Annotated in this window: 18 protein-coding genes; 8 read left to right on the top strand and 10 right to left on the bottom strand. The window is 70.9% G+C overall.

From position 1 onward, the window contains the following. Positions 1-936 carry a Nudix family hydrolase gene (locus tag HS109_02815; GenBank protein MBE7521298.1) on the top strand — a complete coding sequence of 312 codons (936 nt, stop codon included), beginning with the start codon at positions 1-3 and terminating at the stop codon, positions 934-936. Between the two features lie 120 nt (positions 937-1,056). Beyond that, a complete protein-coding gene (locus HS109_02810) occupies positions 1,057-2,043 on the top strand; it encodes a tripartite tricarboxylate transporter substrate binding protein (protein MBE7521297.1) in 987 nt (328 codons plus the stop codon). 31 nt (positions 2,044-2,074) lie between these two features. Here the strand turns inward: HS109_02810 and HS109_02805 are convergent, their stop codons facing one another. The 9 genes from HS109_02805 to ccsA all read right to left on the bottom strand — a co-directional run bounded on the left by HS109_02805 (position 2,075) and on the right by ccsA (position 11,945). Further along, a complete protein-coding gene (locus tag HS109_02805) occupies positions 2,075-3,523 on the bottom strand; it encodes a long-chain fatty acid--CoA ligase (GenBank protein ID MBE7521296.1) in 1,449 nt (482 codons plus the stop codon). Between the two features lie 475 nt (positions 3,524-3,998). After that, positions 3,999-4,205, bottom strand: coding sequence for a DNA gyrase inhibitor YacG (locus tag HS109_02800; protein ID MBE7521295.1), 207 nt, complete (start codon positions 4,203-4,205; stop codon positions 3,999-4,001). A gap of 17 nt (positions 4,206-4,222) precedes the next feature. Then, the gene (zapD, locus tag HS109_02795) at positions 4,223-4,981 is read right to left on the bottom strand and encodes a cell division protein ZapD (GenBank protein MBE7521294.1); all 759 of its coding nucleotides are present in this window, start codon (positions 4,979-4,981) and stop codon (positions 4,223-4,225) included. 48 nt (positions 4,982-5,029) lie between these two features. Beyond that, the gene (locus HS109_02790; GenBank protein MBE7521293.1) at positions 5,030-5,650 is read right to left on the bottom strand and encodes a dephospho-CoA kinase; all 621 of its coding nucleotides are present in this window, start codon (positions 5,648-5,650) and stop codon (positions 5,030-5,032) included. Next, entirely contained in the window at positions 5,647-6,489 is an 843-nt protein-coding gene (locus HS109_02785; GenBank protein ID MBE7521292.1) for a prepilin peptidase, read from the bottom strand. Before HS109_02785 ends, HS109_02790 begins: the two co-directional genes overlap by 4 nt. A 21-nt stretch (positions 6,490-6,510) precedes the next feature. Next, a complete protein-coding gene (locus HS109_02780) occupies positions 6,511-7,740 on the bottom strand; it encodes a type II secretion system F family protein (GenBank protein MBE7521291.1) in 1,230 nt (409 codons plus the stop codon). A gap of 31 nt (positions 7,741-7,771) precedes the next feature. Beyond that, positions 7,772-9,481 (bottom strand): type IV-A pilus assembly ATPase PilB, encoded by a 1,710-nt coding sequence (gene pilB, locus HS109_02775; GenBank protein ID MBE7521290.1) that lies wholly within the window; start codon positions 9,479-9,481, stop codon positions 7,772-7,774. Positions 9,482-9,589: 108 nt separating this feature from the next. Further along, on the bottom strand, positions 9,590-10,909 hold the full coding sequence (locus HS109_02770) for an HlyC/CorC family transporter (protein ID MBE7521289.1): 1,320 nt from the start codon (positions 10,907-10,909) through the stop codon (positions 9,590-9,592). A gap of 253 nt (positions 10,910-11,162) precedes the next feature. Continuing rightward, positions 11,163-11,945 carry a cytochrome c biogenesis protein CcsA gene (ccsA, locus tag HS109_02765; protein ID MBE7521288.1) on the bottom strand — a complete coding sequence of 261 codons (783 nt, stop codon included), beginning with the start codon at positions 11,943-11,945 and terminating at the stop codon, positions 11,163-11,165. Between the two features lie 41 nt (positions 11,946-11,986). On the opposite strand from ccsA, the gene ffh reads away from it, so the two are divergent. Further along, positions 11,987-13,330 carry a signal recognition particle protein gene (ffh, locus tag HS109_02760; GenBank protein MBE7521287.1) on the top strand — a complete coding sequence of 448 codons (1,344 nt, stop codon included), beginning with the start codon at positions 11,987-11,989 and terminating at the stop codon, positions 13,328-13,330. A 13-nt stretch (positions 13,331-13,343) separates the two neighbouring features. On the opposite strand, the gene HS109_02755 is transcribed toward ffh, so the two are convergent. After that, positions 13,344-14,003 carry a DUF1211 domain-containing protein gene (locus HS109_02755; GenBank protein MBE7521286.1) on the bottom strand — a complete coding sequence of 220 codons (660 nt, stop codon included), beginning with the start codon at positions 14,001-14,003 and terminating at the stop codon, positions 13,344-13,346. Between the two features lie 189 nt (positions 14,004-14,192). On the opposite strand from HS109_02755, the gene rpsP reads away from it, so the two are divergent. The 5 genes from rpsP to HS109_02730 all read left to right on the top strand — a co-directional run bounded on the left by rpsP (position 14,193) and on the right by HS109_02730 (position 18,261). Further along, a complete protein-coding gene (rpsP, locus tag HS109_02750; protein ID MBE7521285.1) occupies positions 14,193-14,456 on the top strand; it encodes a 30S ribosomal protein S16 in 264 nt (87 codons plus the stop codon). 35 nt (positions 14,457-14,491) lie between these two features. Beyond that, positions 14,492-14,980 (top strand): 16S rRNA processing protein RimM, encoded by a 489-nt coding sequence (gene rimM / locus HS109_02745; GenBank protein MBE7521284.1) that lies wholly within the window; start codon positions 14,492-14,494, stop codon positions 14,978-14,980. Positions 14,981-14,984: 4 nt separating this feature from the next. Next, positions 14,985-15,869, top strand: a complete 885-nt coding sequence (gene trmD / locus HS109_02740) for a tRNA (guanosine(37)-N1)-methyltransferase TrmD (protein ID MBE7521283.1) — start codon at positions 14,985-14,987, stop codon at positions 15,867-15,869. Then, positions 15,866-16,243 carry a 50S ribosomal protein L19 gene (gene rplS / locus HS109_02735; protein MBE7521282.1) on the top strand — a complete coding sequence of 126 codons (378 nt, stop codon included), beginning with the start codon at positions 15,866-15,868 and terminating at the stop codon, positions 16,241-16,243. Before trmD ends, rplS begins: the two co-directional genes overlap by 4 nt. A gap of 182 nt (positions 16,244-16,425) precedes the next feature. Further along, a complete protein-coding gene (locus HS109_02730; GenBank protein MBE7521281.1) occupies positions 16,426-18,261 on the top strand; it encodes a DnaJ domain-containing protein in 1,836 nt (611 codons plus the stop codon). Positions 18,262-18,319 lie beyond the last annotated feature (58 nt).

The raw sequence follows: 18,319 nt of genomic DNA, 5'->3' as shown, positions 1-18,319 counted from the left end.
GTGGCGATCACGCGCGTCGCGGCCGCGGTCATCCTGCGCGGCGACGGCAGCGTGCTCCTCGCCGAGCGGCCCGCCGGCAAGCCCTACGCCGGCTACTGGGAGTTTCCCGGCGGCAAGCTCGAGGCGGGCGAGTCGCCGCGCCACGCGCTCGACCGCGAACTCGCCGAGGAACTCGGCCTCGTCGTGCGCCGCGCGAGTCCGTGGATCGTGCAGGAGTACGTGTATCCGCACGCGCAGGTCGAACTCCACTTCTTCCGGGTGTTCGCGTTCGACGGCGAGCCGCACGGTCACGACGGGCAGGCGTTCCGCTGGCAGCGGCCAGGTGCCTTCGACGTCGCGCCGCTCCTGCCGGCGAACACGCGCGTGCTCGCCGCGCTCGCGCTGCCGGAGGTGCTGGGGATCACCTGCGCCGAGGACTTCGGAGAGGACGCGTTCCTCGATCGTGCCGGACGCGCGCTCGAAGGGGGCCTCGCGCTCGTCCAGTTGCGCGAGAAGGGGTGGCCGGCGGCTCGACGCGACGCGTTCGCCGGGCGACTGGTGCCGCTCGTCCACGCCCACGGCGCGAAGATCACGGTCAACGGCAGCGACGACGACGCACGCCGGCTTCGCGCCGACGGGGTCCACTGGACGGCGGCGGCGCTCGCATCGGCGCGGCGTCGCCCCGAGGGGATGCTGGTCGGTGCCTCCTGCCACACGCGCGACGATCTCGCGCGCGCGGCGTCGCTCCGCGTCGACTACGCGCTGGTCGGGCCGGTGAAGGCGACGCCGACCCATCCCGATGCGGCACCGCTCGGTTGGGAGGGGTTCGCGCGCACGATCGAAGGAACGCGCGTGCCGGTCTACGCGCTGGGTGGCCTCGCGGCCGGCGACCTGGAGATCGCGCGCGACCACGGCGCGCACGGCATCGCGATGCGGCGAGGGGCGTGGGTGCGGTGACGCATCGACCCGGGGCGTCCTTTGCAGGCGCCGCAGGGCGCGCTACGATGCTCGCGTCGGCGGGCGGCCCGGCAGGGCGAGCGGGCCGGGGTTCGGTGGTTCGACCGGGAGCCTGCGAACATGCGGACGATTCGTACCGGAGGGGCGCTGCAGCGCACCGTCACGGCGGTGTTCGTCGCCGGGCTCCTTTGCGTCACGACCGGCATCGGTGCACAGCCCGCGGATGACCGGCCGCTCCGGCTCGTCGCGCCGTCGGCGCCAGGCTCCGGCCACGACCTGTCGACCCGCATCCTCGCGGACGGGCTGAGCGCGGAACTGGGCCAGGTGGTGATCGTCGAGAATCGACCGGGCGCCGACGGCATCATCGCGGCGGAACGCGTGGCGACCGCGGCGCCCGACGGCCAAACGCTGCTTTCCGGCCTGGGCTCGCAGTTCGCGATCAACCCCGCGATCCACGCGAGGCTCCCCTACGATCCCCAGCGCGACCTGAAGCCGGTATCGCTGGTGGCGCGGCAGGTCCTCCTCCTCGCGGTGCATCCGTCGCTGCCTGTCTCGACGCCGCAGGAACTCGCGGCGTGGTCGCGCGCGCACCCCGGAACCGTCGACTACTCGAGCGCGACCCCCACGTTCATGCTCGCGGCGGAATCGTTCAAGCGTGCGACCGGCGCCGACATGCAGCACATCCCCTACGCGAGCGGTGCTCCCGCGGTGAACGCGCTCGTCGCCGGAACCGTCGAGGTGTCGTTCATTTCTGCGACCAGCGCGCTTCCGCTGGCGAAGGCGGGCAAGATCCGCGTGCTCGCCGTTTCCGGTCCGGCCCGTCTGCCCGAGCTTCCGGACGTGCCGACGCTCACCGAGGCCGGCCTCGTCGACGAGGTGCCGGTCTGGAGCGCGGTCTTCGCGCCGGGAGGAACACCGGACGCGGTCGTCGACCGTCTGCACCGCGCCATCGTGCGGGCGATCGCGCGGCCCGAGATCCGCGAGCGGTACGCGAAGGGTGCCGAACTGCTCGTCGGAAGCACGCCCGCGGAACTCGCGGAAACGGTCGCCCGCGATGCCGCGCGCATGAAGGCGCTCACCGGTCACATCGGACTGGCGCCGAAATAGAAGGACCGTCGTTCGCGGCGGATGCGCCGCGTCATGCGGGCCGGCCGGGCCGGCGCCCTGCTGTTTCCGCGAGGCGCACGAGCGCCTGGCGGTCGACCTTGCCGTTCTCGCCGCGCGGCAGGTGCGGAACCCTGAGCACCACCTGGGGCGGCGGAATCCCGCGCGTGGATCGAAACGCTGCGAGGATCGCGCCCGCGTCGAGGTCATCGTCGGCGACGATCGCGGCATGCAGGGTGTCCTTGCCGAGCGCGTCCGGGACGCCGAACGCGGCCGCCTCCCGCAATCCGGCGACGCGAAGCAACACGCGTTCGATCACCTCGGGGGCGAACTTGGAACCGCCGACATTGATGAGATCGTCGCCGCGTCCGGTGATCACGAGAACGCCGTCGGGCGTCACCGTGCCGATGTCGTTCGGGTGGAACCAGCCGTCCCGGAACGCGCGGGACGTCGCCTCCGGGTCGCCGAGGTACTCGCGGGCGAGGCCGGGGGTTCGCATCCGCAGTTGGCCGATCCTGCCGGGCGGGAGGACGTCACCGCGATCATCGATCGCCTGGACCTCCGCGCCCGGCAGCAGGAAGCCGGCTGCACCGTCGGTCTCGGGCAGGGCGGAGACGGGTCCCGCCGCGAGCGGGCCGGTCTCGGTCGAGCCGTACATGCCGATGATGTTCGCGCAGAGCCGGCGGGATACGAGGCGGAGCAACTCGACGCTCAGGCGACCCCCCGAGAGCACCACCTGCTCGAGGGACGCTGGCGGCGCGGCGTCCGGCGGCCTGTGCCGGAGCGTCGTGTCGATGGCGTAGGGCGAGGCGACCAGCACGTTGACCCGATGGCGATCGACCAGGCCCAGGGGATCGTCGCCCGGACCGAGGAGGACGACCGTGCCGCCCGCCTCGAAGACCGAGAGGGCGTAGCCGAATCCGAGGCCCCCCGGCCCGCTCACGCACAGCAACCTCGCGTTGTGCGGGAGCGGAGCGCCGATCGGACGATGCCAGCGCGCTGCGTACATCGCCTGGGTGATCGGCACGCGCTTGGGCCTGCCGGTCGTGCCCGAGGTCGCCTGCCGTTTGAGCAGCACATCCCCGCCCGCGTGCATCGGTGCGGGCACGCCGCTCGCATCGGTCCACCACGCAGGCGTGGCGATGATCCTGCGTCGGCCGGGCGGGCCGCCGTCGTGCCCGAGGTGCACGCTCGGCGACGGGTCGCCGGGGTACGAGCTGTTGGCGAACGGGATGCCCGCCCGTGCGAGTCCCAATCTCAGCAGGAGGATCGGCAGGTGCGTCTTGAAGTCGAGGATCGCGAACTCGTCGGGTCCGACGTCCCAGCCGGATGCGCGGAGGGCGATCGCATCGACGACCCGATCGAGCCGGGCGTAGCTGTAGACGAGGCCGTCGGGCGTGCCTGCGGCCGTGGCGCCGCATACGATCGCGGGAGCATCGGGACGCTCGCCGGACTGGCGGCGCAGACAGGCGGTGAGATTCATGCTGCCGATCCCGCGGCCGGCTCCGCGTTCCGCGATGAATCCGCCGCGCTCGGGAACGTCCGCGTCGCGCATGTCGGACCGGTCGCCCGCGGCGCATGTCGCCGGTTCCGGGCGCCCATTCGCGAGCTGGCCTTGCGCAGCGGATGCCGCATTCCGCGCCTCCGGGAATCCCTTCGCCTCCCGCGCGCGCACCGACATCCCCGCCTCCGTCCGCGGGCCGGGGGGATGCGCCGCGCTGCGTGTCAATCAAACCAACCTCGGCCAGACCTGTCAACCCGCAGCCGGGACGACGTCGCGACGCGCCGTGATGCGTGACCACGTCGCGCGAACTCCTCGCGTGTGCACCGATGGCGCGGTCGATTCGCGCGCGCCCATCATCATCGCGCCGCCGGATCGCTCGCATGAACCAACCCGTGATCACCATCGGGCGATCGCCCGGGTTGTCGAACGCCCCGAGCGCAGCCAGGGGCGCGATCTACGTCGATTCCCGGCGATCCTCGCCCGAAGACTCCGGGTCGTCGGCGTCCTCTGCCGGGACCCGATAGGCCTCGGTGAGCCAGGCGCCGAGGTCGATCGCGCGGCAGCGCTCCGAGCAGAACGGCCGGAACGCCGCGGCGGGACCCCACGCCACCGGCCGCCCGCACTGCGGGCAAGGCCGCGTCGCCGACTTCGCGCGCTCCACCGGGGGCGCTGCCCGGGTCACAGGTTGCAGAACGCGAGATCGAACTCGACGTCGCGGTCGTAGACGCTGCCGCGGTCGAGGCCGGTGACGCCGATGAACCGGATGTTGAGCGCGTACTTGTTCGCGCTGATCTCCGGGACGCAGGCGAGGTCGCGCGCGACGGTGACGCGCAAGAGTTGCGCGATCTTCGTCGTCGTCAGCATGAGCTGGAACACGCCGCGGAAGGCGGTGTGCCGGGTCGTGCGTCCGTTCTCGCGCAGGAGCTTCAGCACGATCGCGAGGCCGTCGAACACCGGTTCGAACGGCGCGTACCAGCCGACGAGGTCCGCCCGCCGCGACGCCGGCTCGCGGTGAAGCCACCAGTGGTAGGCGGGGAGATCGAACTCGCACACGCCACCCGGGATCGCGCTGCGCTGCTTGATGGCCATCAGCCACTCGTTCTCGCGCAAGTGCGCACCGAGCTTGCCCGAAGGGGCGAGCAGCCGGGTCGTGACCGCGTCGATCTCGGCGAGCAGCGCGTCGAGCGCCCCGGTCTCGATGCGCGGGTTGGCGCGCAGCGGCACGAGCTGCTGGCGCTGGCGCTCGAGTTCCTGAAGCAACTCGGTCTTGAGGTCGGCGCGCGCGGCGATGTCCGCGATCTCGAACAGGGCGGCGAGCGCCGCATGGTGATCCTGCGGCAGGTCGCTCGCCACGTAGACGCGCGCGCGCGACTGGACGTCCTCGAGCCGCATCAGCGTGCGGATGCGCTCGTTCAGCGGGTGCTCGTAGCGGATCATCGGACGTCGCGTCGAATCGGGGCCATTGTCCGCGATTCGCCCGGCGGATCAAGGCCGGGCGCCGCGCCGCGCCGCCGCCAGTGCGCGGTACGAACGATCGAGACGGGCGACCGCGGCCGCGATCGCCTCGGGCGGACCTCCATTGTCGAGCACGTCGTCGGCGCGCGCGAGACGGTCTTCGCGCGACGACTGGGTGGCCATGATCGCGCGGACCTCTTCCGGAGATAGCGCGCTGCGGAGGCCGACGCGGCGGACCTGCTCGTCCTCCGGGCAGTCGACGACCAGCACGCGGTCGACGAGGTCGGCGGTGCCGCCGCGCTCGAGGAGGAGCGGCACGACGAGCACGCCGTAGTCGCCGCGCCACGCCGCGACACGGCGCCGGATCTCGGCGCGGATCGCGGGGTGCAGCGCGTCTTCGAGTCTCGCGCGGAACCCCGGGTCCGAGAACGCGCGCAGACGGAGCTTCGTGCGGTCCAGCGCGCCGTCCGCGGCGAGGACGTCGCGGCCGAAGGCGTCGACGACGCGGCGGTGGCCTTCGCGGCCGGGCGCCGAGAGTTCGTGCGCCACGTCGTCGGCATCGACGACCTCGACGCCGAGCGCGCGAAACGCCGCCGCGACGGCCGACTTGCCGCTGCCGATGCCGCCGGTGAGCCCGACGACCACGCTCACCGCAGGTACAGCGCGTTCAACTGCGGCCCGAAGAACAGCGCGATCGCGCCGGCGCCGGCGAGCCAGGGCCCGAACGGGAGCGGCGCCGCCCGGTCGCGTCCGCGCGCGACGATCGCCGCGATGCCGCCCAGCGCGCCCAGGACGCTCGAGACCAGGACGATCTGCGGCAGCATCGGCCAACCGAGCCAGGCGCCGAGCGCCGCGAGGAGCTTGAAATCGCCGTGGCCCATCCCCTCCTTGCCGCGGATGAGCTTGAACAGCCAGTAGACGGTCCACAGGGCGAGGTAGCCCGCGATCGCGCCGATCACCGCGCTCGACAACGGCACGAACAGGCCGAACAGGTTGGCGAGGAGGCCGCCCCACAGGAGCGGCAGCGTGAGGTCGTCGGGCAGGAGCTGGGTGTCGGCGTCGATGAACGCCAGCGCGACCAGCGCCCACAGGAACAGGCAGGCCGCGAGCCCCTGCCAGGTCGGGCCGAATCGCCAGACCGCGGCCAGGGCGAGCGCGCCCGCGGCGAGTTCCACGGCCGGATAGCGGGGCGAGATGCGAACCTTGCACGCGGAGCAGCGGCCGCGCAGCGCGAGCCAGGAGAGGACCGGGACGTTCTCGATGGCGGAGATCGCGTGGCCGCAGGAGGGGCACGCGGACCGCGGCACCGCCAGGTTGTAGCGCGGCGCGGGCTCGACTTCGCGTCCCGCCAGTTCCGCGCACTGCTCGACCCACCCGCGCTCCATCATCTTCGGGAGCCGGTGGATGACGACGTTGAGGAAGCTCCCGACGAACAACCCGAGGACGGCGGCCGCGGGCAGCGCGACCGCCGGATCCAGGAGCGACGTCATCGCGGGACCGGTTCCCCGCCGTCAGACCACGGCGCCGAGCTTGAAGATCGGGAGGTACATGGCGACGACCAGGCCGCCCACGACGACGCCGAGGAACACGATGATCAGCGGCTCGAGCAGCGACGAGAGCGCGGCCACCGCGTCGTCGACCTCGCGCTCGTAGAAGTCCGCGATCTTGGTGAGCATCGCGTCGAGCGAGCCCGACTCCTCGCCGATCTGCACCATCTGCAGCACCATGTTCGGGAAGAGCTGCGTCGCGGTCATCGCGTTGGTGAGCGAGGTGCCCGTCGACACGTCGGTCTGGACGCGCCGCGTCGCGTTGGCGTACACCTTGTTGCCGGCCGCCCCGGCGACGGCGTCGAGCGATTCGACCAGCGGCACGCCGGCCGCGAACATCGTCGCGAGCGTCCGCGTCCAGCGGGCGATCGTCGCCTTCTCGAGGATCTCGCCCACGACCGGGAGCTTCAGCAGCAGGCGGTCGACCGTGTAGCGCACGTGGTCGGAGCGCTTGATCATGATCGACAGGGCGAAGATGCCTCCGCCGATCACCAGGAAGGCCGCCCACCACCAGGCCACGACGAAGTCGGAGATGTCGATGACGAGTTGCGTGGGGGCGGGCAGCGATGCGCCGAAATTCGAGAACACCTCCTTGAACGCCGGGATCACGAAGATCATGATCACCCAGACCACGATGATCGCGACGGCGACGACGGCGGACGGGTAGAACAGCGCCGACTTGATCTTGCTCTTGAGCGCGAGGATCTTCTCCTTGTAGGTCGCGAGCCGGTCGAGGATCGCGTCGATCATCCCGGAGCTCTCGCCCGCCGCCACGAGGTTGCAGTAGAGCTGGTCGAACTGGGCCGGGTGCTGGCGGAACGCGTCGGCGAGGCTCGATCCGGCCTCGATGCGGCTCTTGACGTCCATCATCAGGCGCGAGAAGCGGGCGTTGCTGTGGCCGCGCGCGACGATCTCGAAGCTCTGCAGCAGCGGCACCCCGGCCTTCAGCATCGTCGCGAGCTGGCGCGTGAAGAACGCGACATCCCGTTCCGACACGCGCTTGCCGCCGCGGAAGGTCTGGCGCTTGATCTTGGTGACGCGGACGCCCTGCCGGCGGAGGTTGCTCGTGACCACCGTCTCGGAAGCCGCCTTCATCTCGCCGCGGACCTGGCGATTGTTGCGGTCGACGCCTTCCCACAGGAACGTGTGCTCCCGGACGTCCGACTTCCGTGCGGCGGTGGTGGCGGTGGCCATGGCGCTCTCCCTCGGGATCAGCGACCCCGGATCATTCGTTGGTGCAGGCTTCGACTTCCTCGAGCGACATCACGCCGGCCTTGACCTTGAGCAGGCCCGACTGGCGCAGGTTGCGCACGCCTTCCTTCTGGGCGAGGTCCGCGATCTCGAGCGCGTTGCCGTTGCGCATGATGAGCTGGCGCATGTCGTCGGAGATCGGCATCACCTCGTAGATCCCGACGCGCCCCTTGTATCCGCTGCCCCCGCAGTGATCGCAGCCGATCGGCCCGTAGGGCTGCCAGGTGCCGTCGAGGTCTTCCTCGGCGAAGCCGGCGCGCAAGAGCGCCTCGGGCGGGATGTCCTCGGGGCGCTTGCAGTGCGCGCACAACCGCCGGCCGAGCCGCTGGGCGGTGATCAGGATCACCGACGAGGCGATGTTGAACGGCGCCACGCCCATGTTCTGCAGGCGCGTCAGCGTCGTAGGCGCGTCGTTCGTGTGGAGCGTCGACAGGACCAGGTGGCCGGTCTGCGCCGCCTTGATCGCGATGTCGGCGGTCTCGAGGTCGCGGATCTCGCCCACCATCACGATGTCCGGGTCCTGGCGCAGGAACGAGCGCAGCGCCGTGGCGAAGGTGAGTCCCGCCTTCTCGTTGACGTTCACCTGGTTGACGCCGGGGAGCTGGATTTCCGCGGGGTCCTCGGCCGTCGAGATGTTGATGCCGGGCTGGTTCAGGATGTTGAGGCAGGTGTAGAGCGAGACCGTCTTGCCGGAGCCGGTCGGTCCGGTCACGAGGATCATGCCGTAGGGGCGTCCGATCGCCGCGAGCAGCGTCTGCTGCTGGTCGGGCTCGTAGCCCAGCGCCTCGATGCCGAGCTTGATGCCCGACGAATCGAGGATCCGCATCACGATCTTCTCGCCGTAGAGCGTCGGCAGCGTCGAGACGCGGAAGTCGATCGACCTGGTCTTCGACAGCACGAGCTTCATCCGGCCGTCCTGCGGCACGCGCTTCTCCGCGATGTCCAGGCGGCTGATGACCTTGATGCGCGAGGCGACCTTGTCCTTGATCGCGAGCGGCGGTTGCGCGACTTCGGAAAGCTCGCCGTCGATCCGGTAGCGGATCCGGAAGAACTTCTCGTAGGGCTCGAAGTGGATGTCGGAGGCGCCCGCGGCGATGGCGTCGACGAGGATCTTCTGTATGTACTTGACGACCGGCGCGTCCTCGACCTCCGCGTCCTCCTCGGGCGTGGCGCCGGCCTCCTTGACCTCGACGTCGAGGTCCTCGAGGCCGGCCGCGTCCTTGAGCGACGCGCCCGACGCGTCGAGGATCTTGTGGATGACCTGCCCGAGCTTGTCGTCCTCGACGACGACCGGCTCGACGACGAGGTTGGTCTTGAAGCGGACTTCGTCGAGCGCCTGCTGGTTCGCCGGGTCGGAGACCGCGACGAACAGGCGGTTGCCGCGCTTGGCGAGCGGCAGCACGCGCCGCGTCTGCGAGATCTTCGAGTCGAAGTACTCCTTCGGGAACTGGTCGAGGTCGAAGGTCGCGAGGTCGAGCAACGGCACGCCGAACGCGCGCGACCCGAACGCCGCGATCTGCTGCGGCGAGAGGCGCTTGCTCGTGAGGATCTGCTCGACGAAGGTGACGCCGGCCGACTGCGCCTGGTTCTGCAGCGCGTCCGCCTCCGACTCGGGCATCAGCCCGTGCTGGGCGAGGGCCCGCGCGAGGCCGGACAGGTTGCGCGTGGCGGCGTGGGTGGCCATCGTGGGGTCGCTGGCGGTGCGGGGGGCCGGACCATGAACCGAAGCAACGTTCGTGCCTCGGGCGCAGGATCGAAACCACCTCGCGTCGTTACGCCAAATCCATGAAACTTAACGAGAAGATGATGCCTTCTCGGGGGGGCTTTGTAAAGGCGAGCCGGCGCGGCCCACCGGCGGCAGCAGCCTGACCACTTTCACCGCCCGGTCCTGCGTCTGGACGACCTCGATCGACTGGCCCGCGAGGCGGAACGACGTGCCGGCTTCGGGGATGTCGCCCAGGTGTTCGACGATGAGGCCGTTCAACGTCTTCGGTCCGCCGAGCGGGAAGCGGGTTCCGAGCCGCCGGTTGACCGCCCGCAGCGAGGCCATGCCGTCGACCGTGACGCTGCCGTCGGCCTCGCGCCGGATTCCGTCGCCCGCATCGGGCGCGGTCGTCGTGAATTCGCCGATGATCTCCTCGACGATGTCCTCGATCGTGACGAGTCCCTTGAGCTCGCCGTACTCGTCGACGACGAGGCCGATGCGCTGGCGATCGGCCTGGAACTGCGTCAGCTGCGTCAGGAGCGACGTGCCCGCAGGCACGAAGTAGGGCTTGCGCAGGAGCGAGCGCAGCGACTCGGGGTCGATGTCCTCGCCGTCCTGCATCAGCCCGACGACGTTCTTGAGGTGCAGGACGCCGATGATCTGGTCGGGCGACCCGTCGTAGACCGGAAGCCGCGTGTGATAGCTCGTCGCGAGCTGCTGGCGGAGGAGCTGGGGCTTTGCCGCGAGGTCGAGCGCGTGGATCTGCGGGCGCGGCACCATCACGTCCTCGACGGTGACCGCCTCGAGGTCGAACAGGTTCGCGAGCATCGCGCGGTGCTTGCCGCGGAAGTATTGGTTGCCCTCGAGGACGAGCGCGCGGATCTCTTCCTGCGACAGGGCGCCGCCGTCGCCCTTCGGCGGCGCGATGCGCATCAGGCGAAGCAGCGCCTGGACGAACAGGTTGACGAACCAGACCGCGGGCTTCGCGATCTTGAGGAGCGGCGCGAGCACGATCGCGGCGACCGGCGCGAGCCGGTCCGCGTAGGCCGCCCCGACGACCTTGGGCGTGACCTCGGAGAACACGAGGATCAGGAACGTGATCGCGACCGTGCCACCGGCGAGCGCGTAGCGGCCCTCGCCGAACAGACGCTCGGTCAGCACCGCGGTCAGCGTCGCGGCCGCCGCGTTGATCAGGTTGTTGCCGAGCAGGATGACGCCGAGCAGCCGGTCGGTCTGCGCGAGGAGCTGCAGCGCGGTGCGCGCCCCGGGCGCGCCGCGCTGCGCGCGGTGGCGCAGCCGCACCCGGTTCGCCGCCATCATCGCGGTCTCGGCGAGCGAGAAGAAGCCCGAGACGATCAGCAGCACCGCGAGCGCGGTGGCGAGCGACGAGACCGGGATGCCGTCCATTCAGGAGTCAGTTGACAGTTGGCAGTTGGCAGTAGCGGCGGCGTGTCCGGTGGCGGCGCATCGAGCGCCGATGCGAGGTTCTCGCAGGTCCGGCATCAGCCGGACGAAATTCACATCGATTCGGCGAGCCCCGTGCGCACGGAGCTCGAGTCACAGCGGTCCCGCAACGGCGCTCAATGCGCCGCCGCCGGAATCGCCGCCGCCACTGTCAACTGTCAACTGACTACTGACTACTGAAGTCGTTCTCGGACGCTCAGCGCCCGAGAATGACTTCGAGCACGAACTTCGAGCCCAGGTACGCGAGGATGAGGAGCACGGTCCCCGCGAGAATCCATCGCAGTGCGCGGCGCCCGCGCCACCCGTAGCCCCAGCGGCCGACGACGAGCGCGCCGAACACGAGCCAGGACGCGACGGTGAACAGATTCTTGTGGGTGAACTCGAACGGACGCCCGAAGATCTCCTCGGAGAAGAGCGCGCCGCTCGCCATCGCGGCCGACAGCAGGACGAAGCCGATCGCGATCAGCCGGAACAGCGCGCTCTCCAGCGTCAGGAGCGGAGGCGTCGCGTCGCCGTCGGTCACGCCGCGATGCAGGCGCTTCTCCAGTCCGGTCATGACGAGGGCCTGCGCGGCCGCGACGATGAAGAACGCGTAGGCGAGCAGCGCGACCGCGATGTGGGCGATCGCCCAGGGCGCGCTCGCGTAGGGGAACCGGTGGACCGAGGGCGCGAACGCGGGCAACAGCGCGGCGACGCCGGCCACCGGCAGCACGACCATCGCCACCGGCGGAAGCTTCTCGAGGGCGCCGGTACCGAGGGCGACGGTCACGGTGAGCGCGGCGACGATCGACAGCGCGTGCGTGAGCGACAGGTCGAGGCCCTCGGGCGTCGCCACGCCCAGGCCGAACGCGACGAAGTGCAGCGAGAGCGCGACCGCGACCAGCGAGGTGCGCGCGGCCCGTGGCCGGGCGCGGCCGGGCCGATGCGCCCAGGCGGCAGCGGCATAGGCCGCCGCGACGGCGGCGTACAGTAGAATCATCGGTCTTCCCAGTGTAGCGCAGGCGCGCTCGCGTCGTCCCCATGCTCGACACGCTTTCCCAGCGGCTCTCCCGCGTCGTCAAGACCCTCCGCGGCGAGGCGCGCCTCACCGAGGCGAACATCGCCGACGCGCTGCGCGAGGTGCGGCTCGCGCTGCTCGAGGCGGACGTCGCGCTGCCGGTCGTCAAGGATTTCATCGCCCGGATCCGCGAGAAGGCGCTGGGCGAGGAGGTCGCGGGATCGCTCACGCCCGGGCAGGCGCTCGTCGGGGTGGTCCACCGCGAACTCACCGCGCTGATGGGCGAGGCGGCGGCGCCGCTCGACCTCGCGACGCGCCCGCCGGCGGTGATCCTGCTCGCGGGCCTGCAGGGCGCGGGCAAGACGACGACCGCGGCGAAACTCGCGCGCCTTCTGCGCGAGCAGAAGAAGAAGGTGCTCGTCACCTCGGCCGACGTCTACCGGCCCGCGGCGATCGCGCAGCTCGCGACGCTCGCCTCGCAGGTCGGCGTCGACGTGTTCCCGTCGAGCGAGAACGACCGTCCCGAGGCGATCGCGCGCAACGCGGTCGAGTGGGCGAAGACGCACTACCACGACGTGCTGATCGTCGACACGGCGGGGCGGCTCGCGGTCGACGAGCCGATGATGAAGGAGATCGCCGCGCTGCACGCCGCGGTGAACCCGGTCGAGACGCTGTTCGTCGTCGACGCGATGGCGGGCCAGGACGCGGTCAACACGGCGAAGGCGTTCCGCGACGCGCTGCCGCTCACCGGCGTGGTGCTGACCAAGCTCGACGGCGACGCGCGCGGCGGGGCCGCGCTTTCGGTACGGGCGGTCACCGGCGCGCCGGTGAAGTTCGCCGGCGTCTCGGAGAAGATCGACGGTCTCGAGACCTTCCATCCCGAGCGGATGGCCTCGCGCATCCTCGGCATGGGCGACGTGCTGTCGCTCGTCGAGCAGGCGCAGCGGTCGGTCGACGCCGACGAGGCGAAGAAGCTCGCGAAGAAGGTGAAATCGGGCAAGGGCTTCGATCTCGAGGACTTCCGCCAGCAGATCGGCCAGATGCGCAAGATGGGCGGGCTCGCGGGGCTCGTCGACAAGCTGCCCGCCGAACTCAAGGCCGCCGCGGCGAACGCGCAGGTCGACGAACGGCGGATCGCCCGGCAGGAAGGCATCCTCTCTTCGATGACCGCGCAGGAGCGCGCGAAGCCCGAACTGCTGAAGGCGTCGCGCAAGCGGCGCATCGCCGCCGGCGCGGGCGTACCGGTGCAGGAGGTGAATCAGTTGCTCGTGCAGTTCGAGCAGGCGCAGAAGATGATGAAGCTCGTCGCGAAGGGCGGCATGCACAAGATGATGCGCGGCATGCGCGGGCTCCTCCCCGGCCGCTGAGCCCGCGCACCGGTCACAGGCGCGTGGGCCCGCCGTCCTGCGGCCGGCGCAACGACCCGAACAGCGGCCGCGCGACGCCCGCCGCGAGCAGCAGCAGGTACGAGTACGACGCGAGGCCCGAGGTGATGCCGAGCCGGATCTCCACCAGCGCGGCCAGGATGCCGCCCAGCACGATGCCGATCGCGAGCGCGAAGCGCCGCCGCACGAAGCGCCACAGCGCCTCGGGGTCGGACACGGTCTCGTTGTGGAGCCCGCGGCACATGTGCCGCCACATCAGCGCCTCGACCGCGAGGATCGCGACCAGGTTCGCGCCGTAGAGCACCGCGGCGCGCGGATGCGACGGATTGTCGCCGACGAGCGCGGTCAGCATCGGCACCAGCGTCGTCAGGAGCAGGAACCCGAGGTTCAGCCACACGAACGTGGAATCGGTCTCGCGCATGCGTCGCAGGAGCCGCAGGTGCGCGAGCCAGAACACGCACAGCGCGACGAAGCTGATCGCGTAGTCGTCGAAGCGGTCGACCATCGCGACGAGCGCGGAGACGAACTGGTTGCGCTCGTCGAGCGCGTGCGCGGGGAACTTGAGGTCGAGGACGAGCAACGTCATCGTCACCGCGAAGATGCCGTCGGTGAGGGCTTCGAGGCGCGACTTGGGCAGGGGGACGGGTTCGAGCATCGAGGGGTCGCGTGCGGCGCTTCGCCGCCCCGAAGTCTAGCCGCACCGGGCAGGCCGACGTAACCCCTTGATCCGACGAGGATCATGCGCAGCGGGCCCGGGGCGCGGCCGGAGGATCCGGGCTTGCCGGCTCGGCCGTTTTCATCGTAGAATCAACGTCTTTTTCCGATTCGCCGGGAACCGAACGCCATGGTCGTCATCCGACTCGCCCGCGGGGGCGCGAAGAAGCGCCCGTTCTACAACGTCGTCGTCACCGATTCGCGCAATCCGCGCGACGGCCGCTTCATCGAGCGCGTCGGGTTCTACAACCCGATCGCCTCCGAGCGTGAAGAGGGCCTGCGGCTCGCGCTGGATCGCATCGTGTTCTGGAAGGACCGCGGCGCGAAGCTGTCGGACACCGTCGCGATGCTCGTGAAGCGCGCGGGCGCCAAGGCGCCCGCCGCGGCGGCCTGAGCGGTTCGAACGACCGCTACGTCGTCCTGGGCCGCGTGGTCGGCCCGTGGGGCGTGCGCGGGTGGGTGAAGGTCGCGCCGTACGGGGACACGCCGCAGGGACTCGTCGCGCAGCGGACGTGGTGGTTGCAGGATGCCGCAGGCGCCTGGCGACCGCATGCGGTCGGCGAAGTCCGCGTGCACAGCGGCACGGTGGTCGCGTCGGTCGAGGGGTACGCGACTCCCGAGGCGGCCGCGGTGCTCAGGGGTGCCGACGTGGCCGTGCCGCGTTCGGCTTTGCCCCGGCCGGGGAAGAACGAGGTGTATCTCGATGACCTCGTCGGCCTGGAAGTGACGAGCGAATCGGGGCACTCGCTCGGCAAGGTGGTCGCGGTGGAGGATTTCGGCGCGCACCCGCTGATCCGGGTTCGCGCCAGCGAGGGCAAGGGGGACGAGGACCGGCTGGTGCCCTTCGTGGCGCCGATCCTCACGTCGGTCGATCTCGCCGGCAGGCGGATCGTGGTCGACTGGGAGCCGGAGTACTGAGGCCATGGGCGGCGCGAAGCGCATCGACGTGGTCACGCTGTTCCCGGCGATGGTGGCCGAAGCGGCGAAGGTGGGGGTCACCGGACGCGCCGCAGAGCGCGGACTGTGGGCGCTGCGGTGCTGGAATCCGCGCGACTGCGCGAACGACCCCCACCGGACGGTGGACGACCGGCCCTACGGCGGCGGGCCGGGCATGGTGATGATGGCGGGTCCGCTCGCCGCGTCGCTCGATCTCGCCCGCAGGGCGCAGGCCGGCGATGGCGTCTCGAGCACGCGCACGATTCACCTGACGCCGGCGGGAACGCCGCTGTCGCACGCGCGGGTCGCGGAACTCGCGGCGCGACGCGACGAAGGATTGGTGCTGCTGGCCGGCCGCTACGAAGGCATCGACGAGCGGCTGGTCGAGCGCGAGGTGGACGAGGAGATCGCGATCGGCGATTTCGTCGTCAGCGGGGGCGAACTGCCCGCGCTGATGCTGATCGACGCGATCGCGCGGCAGTTGCCGGGCGCGCTGAACGACGCGCAGTCGGCGGTCGAGGAGTCGTTCGTCGCGGGCCTGCTCGACTGCCCGCACTACACGCGCCCCGAGCGCTACGAGGGCGTGGCGGTGCCCGAGGTGCTCCTGTCGGGCAACCACGAGGCGATCCGCCGCTGGCGCCTCGAGCAGGCGTTGCGGCGGACGTGGGAGCGTCGTCCCGGCCTGATCGAGGGGCGTGTGCTCACGAAGGAAGAGCAGGGAATGCTGGCGCGGATCCGCGGCGACGCGGTGCCGGGCCGGCAGAGCAGGAAGGCGACGTCGCCCCCAGAAACCGGGACCACGTCCGGCCGGGAACATCCTCCCGGCCCGACCTCTGGCCCGAACAACGCAGGAAGGCAGGAACCGACATGAACATCATCGAGACGCTCGAGCGCGAGGAGATCGCGCGCCTGGGCAAGAACCACCCCGAATTCGCGCCCGGCGACACGGTCATCGTCAACGTGAACGTCGTCGAGGGCGAGCGCAAGCGCGTCCAGGCCTACGAGGGCGTCGTGATCGCGAAGCGCAACCGCGGTCTCAATTCGTCGTTCGTCGTGCGCAAGATCAGCAGCGGCGAAGGCGTCGAGCGCACGTTTCAGACCCATTCGCCGCTGATCGCGTCGATCGAACTGAAGCGCAAGGGCGACGTGCGCCGCGCGAAGCTCTACTATCTGCGCGGCCGCTCGGGCAAGTCGGCGCGCATCCGCGAGAAGCTCGAAGCGAAGGTCGCGGGCAAGGCCGAGTAGGCGCCGCCGACTTCCGCAGCGCGGGGCCGGGCCGGGAGTGGCGACGAACGCCACCCCCGCTCCGGCCCCGCTCCGTTCCGGGCGTCCCGGCGCGGTTCTTGCATGGTCGCCTTGTCACGGCGGGGCTTTTCGACCACCATTCCAACGTCATTCCCGGGACCCGCTGCACGGCAAAGACGCGCATGAAGGCGACGCTCTACGAAGCGTTGGGTATCCCGCAGGCCGCCCCCGACGAGGAGGTGCGCGCCTCGCTGCGCCGGCTCATTCGCAAGTACTACGCCAAGACCCGAGACGGGCAGGGGAACGTCGAGGAGGCGCTGCGCTTCATCAACCACGCGAGCCGGATCCTGTCCGATCCGGAACGGCGCCAGCGCTACGACAACGAACTCGCCGTCTCGACCGGGTCGACCGAGCAGCGCATCGCCCATGTGGTGACCCACGCCGTCGCCGACGACGGCGAGCAGACCGACGTCGGGACCGAGGCCGTCGACCGCGCGGCCGAGGCCGACGTCCTCGACGACGACGCGCTCGAAGCCGCGTTGACCGGCATCGACGCGCGCGCCGAGCCGAACCTGCATCATCCGGGACTGACCGAGCGCGTCGCGACCTTCGGCCGATCGCCGATCGTCACGCTCGCCCTGTGCGCGCTCTTCGGCGCGTTCATCGCGGCGGCGATCGTGTTCGTCACGCCGGCCGACGCGGTGCTGGTCGCGAAGCAGGTGCTGGTCTGGCTGACCGTCGGTCTCGTCGGACTCACCGTCGTGTACGGTGCGGTGCACGGGATATCGTGGCTCGCGCGGCGCAAGACGGCGCAGGCGCCGCCGCTGCAGCCGCAGACCGACCTCGCGATCCTCAACTGGCGCCGCGAGAAGAGCGTGTTCCTCGGCACCAACCAGCCGCAGGAGGACGCGAGCTGGATCTTCCAGCTCCGGATGGCCGAACTCGAGCGCGCGAAATCCGGCCGGACGAGCGAGGCGCGGCCCTGGCAGCGGCTGGGCGCGCGCCTGTTCGACTACGCGATCTGGGGCCTCGTCCTCGCGCTGCTGCTCTCGGAGTTGCGCGGCGCCGGCGCGATCCCCGAGGACCTCGCGTTCTGGTTCGGGCATCCGCTCGTCGCGCCGACGATCATCACCGCGACCTGGGTGCCGATCGAGGCGCTCCTGGTCGCTTCGCTCGCGACGACCCCCGGCAAATGGCTGTTCGGCGTGTTCCTGCAGTTCTCGATCTCGGACGCCTACGCGCGCCGCGATTCGCGCACGCAGTTCAACCGCGGACTGAAGCGCGCGTTCCGCGTCTGGTGGGAAGGCATGGGCTGCGGCTTCCCGCTGCTCGCGCCGTTCCTGATCGCGGTGGCCTACGAGAAGGTGACCGTGCACCAGGAGACCGACTGGGACTTCGCCTACGACTGTCTCGTGACCCACGGTCCGCCGGGGGTGCTGAACCTCGTGACCGGCGTGTGCGGGCTCGCGGCGATGCTGTGGCTCTACGGCGTGGCCTGGCACCAGCCGATGGCGGAATCGATCGTCTGGGCGCGCGCGACGATCGGCGACGCGCTGCCGTCGACCGCCGTGCTGCGCGACTTCACCGGCGCGAGCGGGATCGGCGGAATCATCCGCCCGCAGGTGCGCGCGGCCGCGCCCGCGACCAAGGCCGCGCCGGGCACGTCGGCTCCCGCGCCTCGGGGTGACGCACCGATCGATGCCGACCTGACCGCGAAGTTCGCGGAACGCAAGGCGCGCATCGGCGTGCTGTCGGTCGAAGGACCACGCATGCTGCGCGCGGGGAACTGGCGGCGCGCGAGCGAGCTGTGCCGCGCGTGGACCGACCTCGACCTCGGCAACGCGGACGCCTGGCGCTGCCTCGGCTCGGCGCTACAGGCGCAGGGCTACCACCAGGAGGCGATCCACGCGTTCCGCAAGGCGAAGCAGTACGAACCCACCGACCGCTCGCTCGATGCCGCGATCGACCGCTCGCAGCGCGGGATCGTCGCCGATTTCATCAACCGCTATCGCCAGTAGCGCGCACGACCCGCGCGGACGCGGCGCGGACCGCCGGGTACCAAGGGCGAGCGCGCTC

The organism is Burkholderiales bacterium, from assembly GCA_015075645.1.
In the GTDB taxonomy this organism is placed as follows: domain Bacteria; phylum Pseudomonadota; class Gammaproteobacteria; order Burkholderiales; family Casimicrobiaceae; genus VBCG01.
The sequence above is the reverse complement of the archived record's forward strand: the minus strand, read 5'-3'. Positions and strand labels throughout refer to the sequence as shown.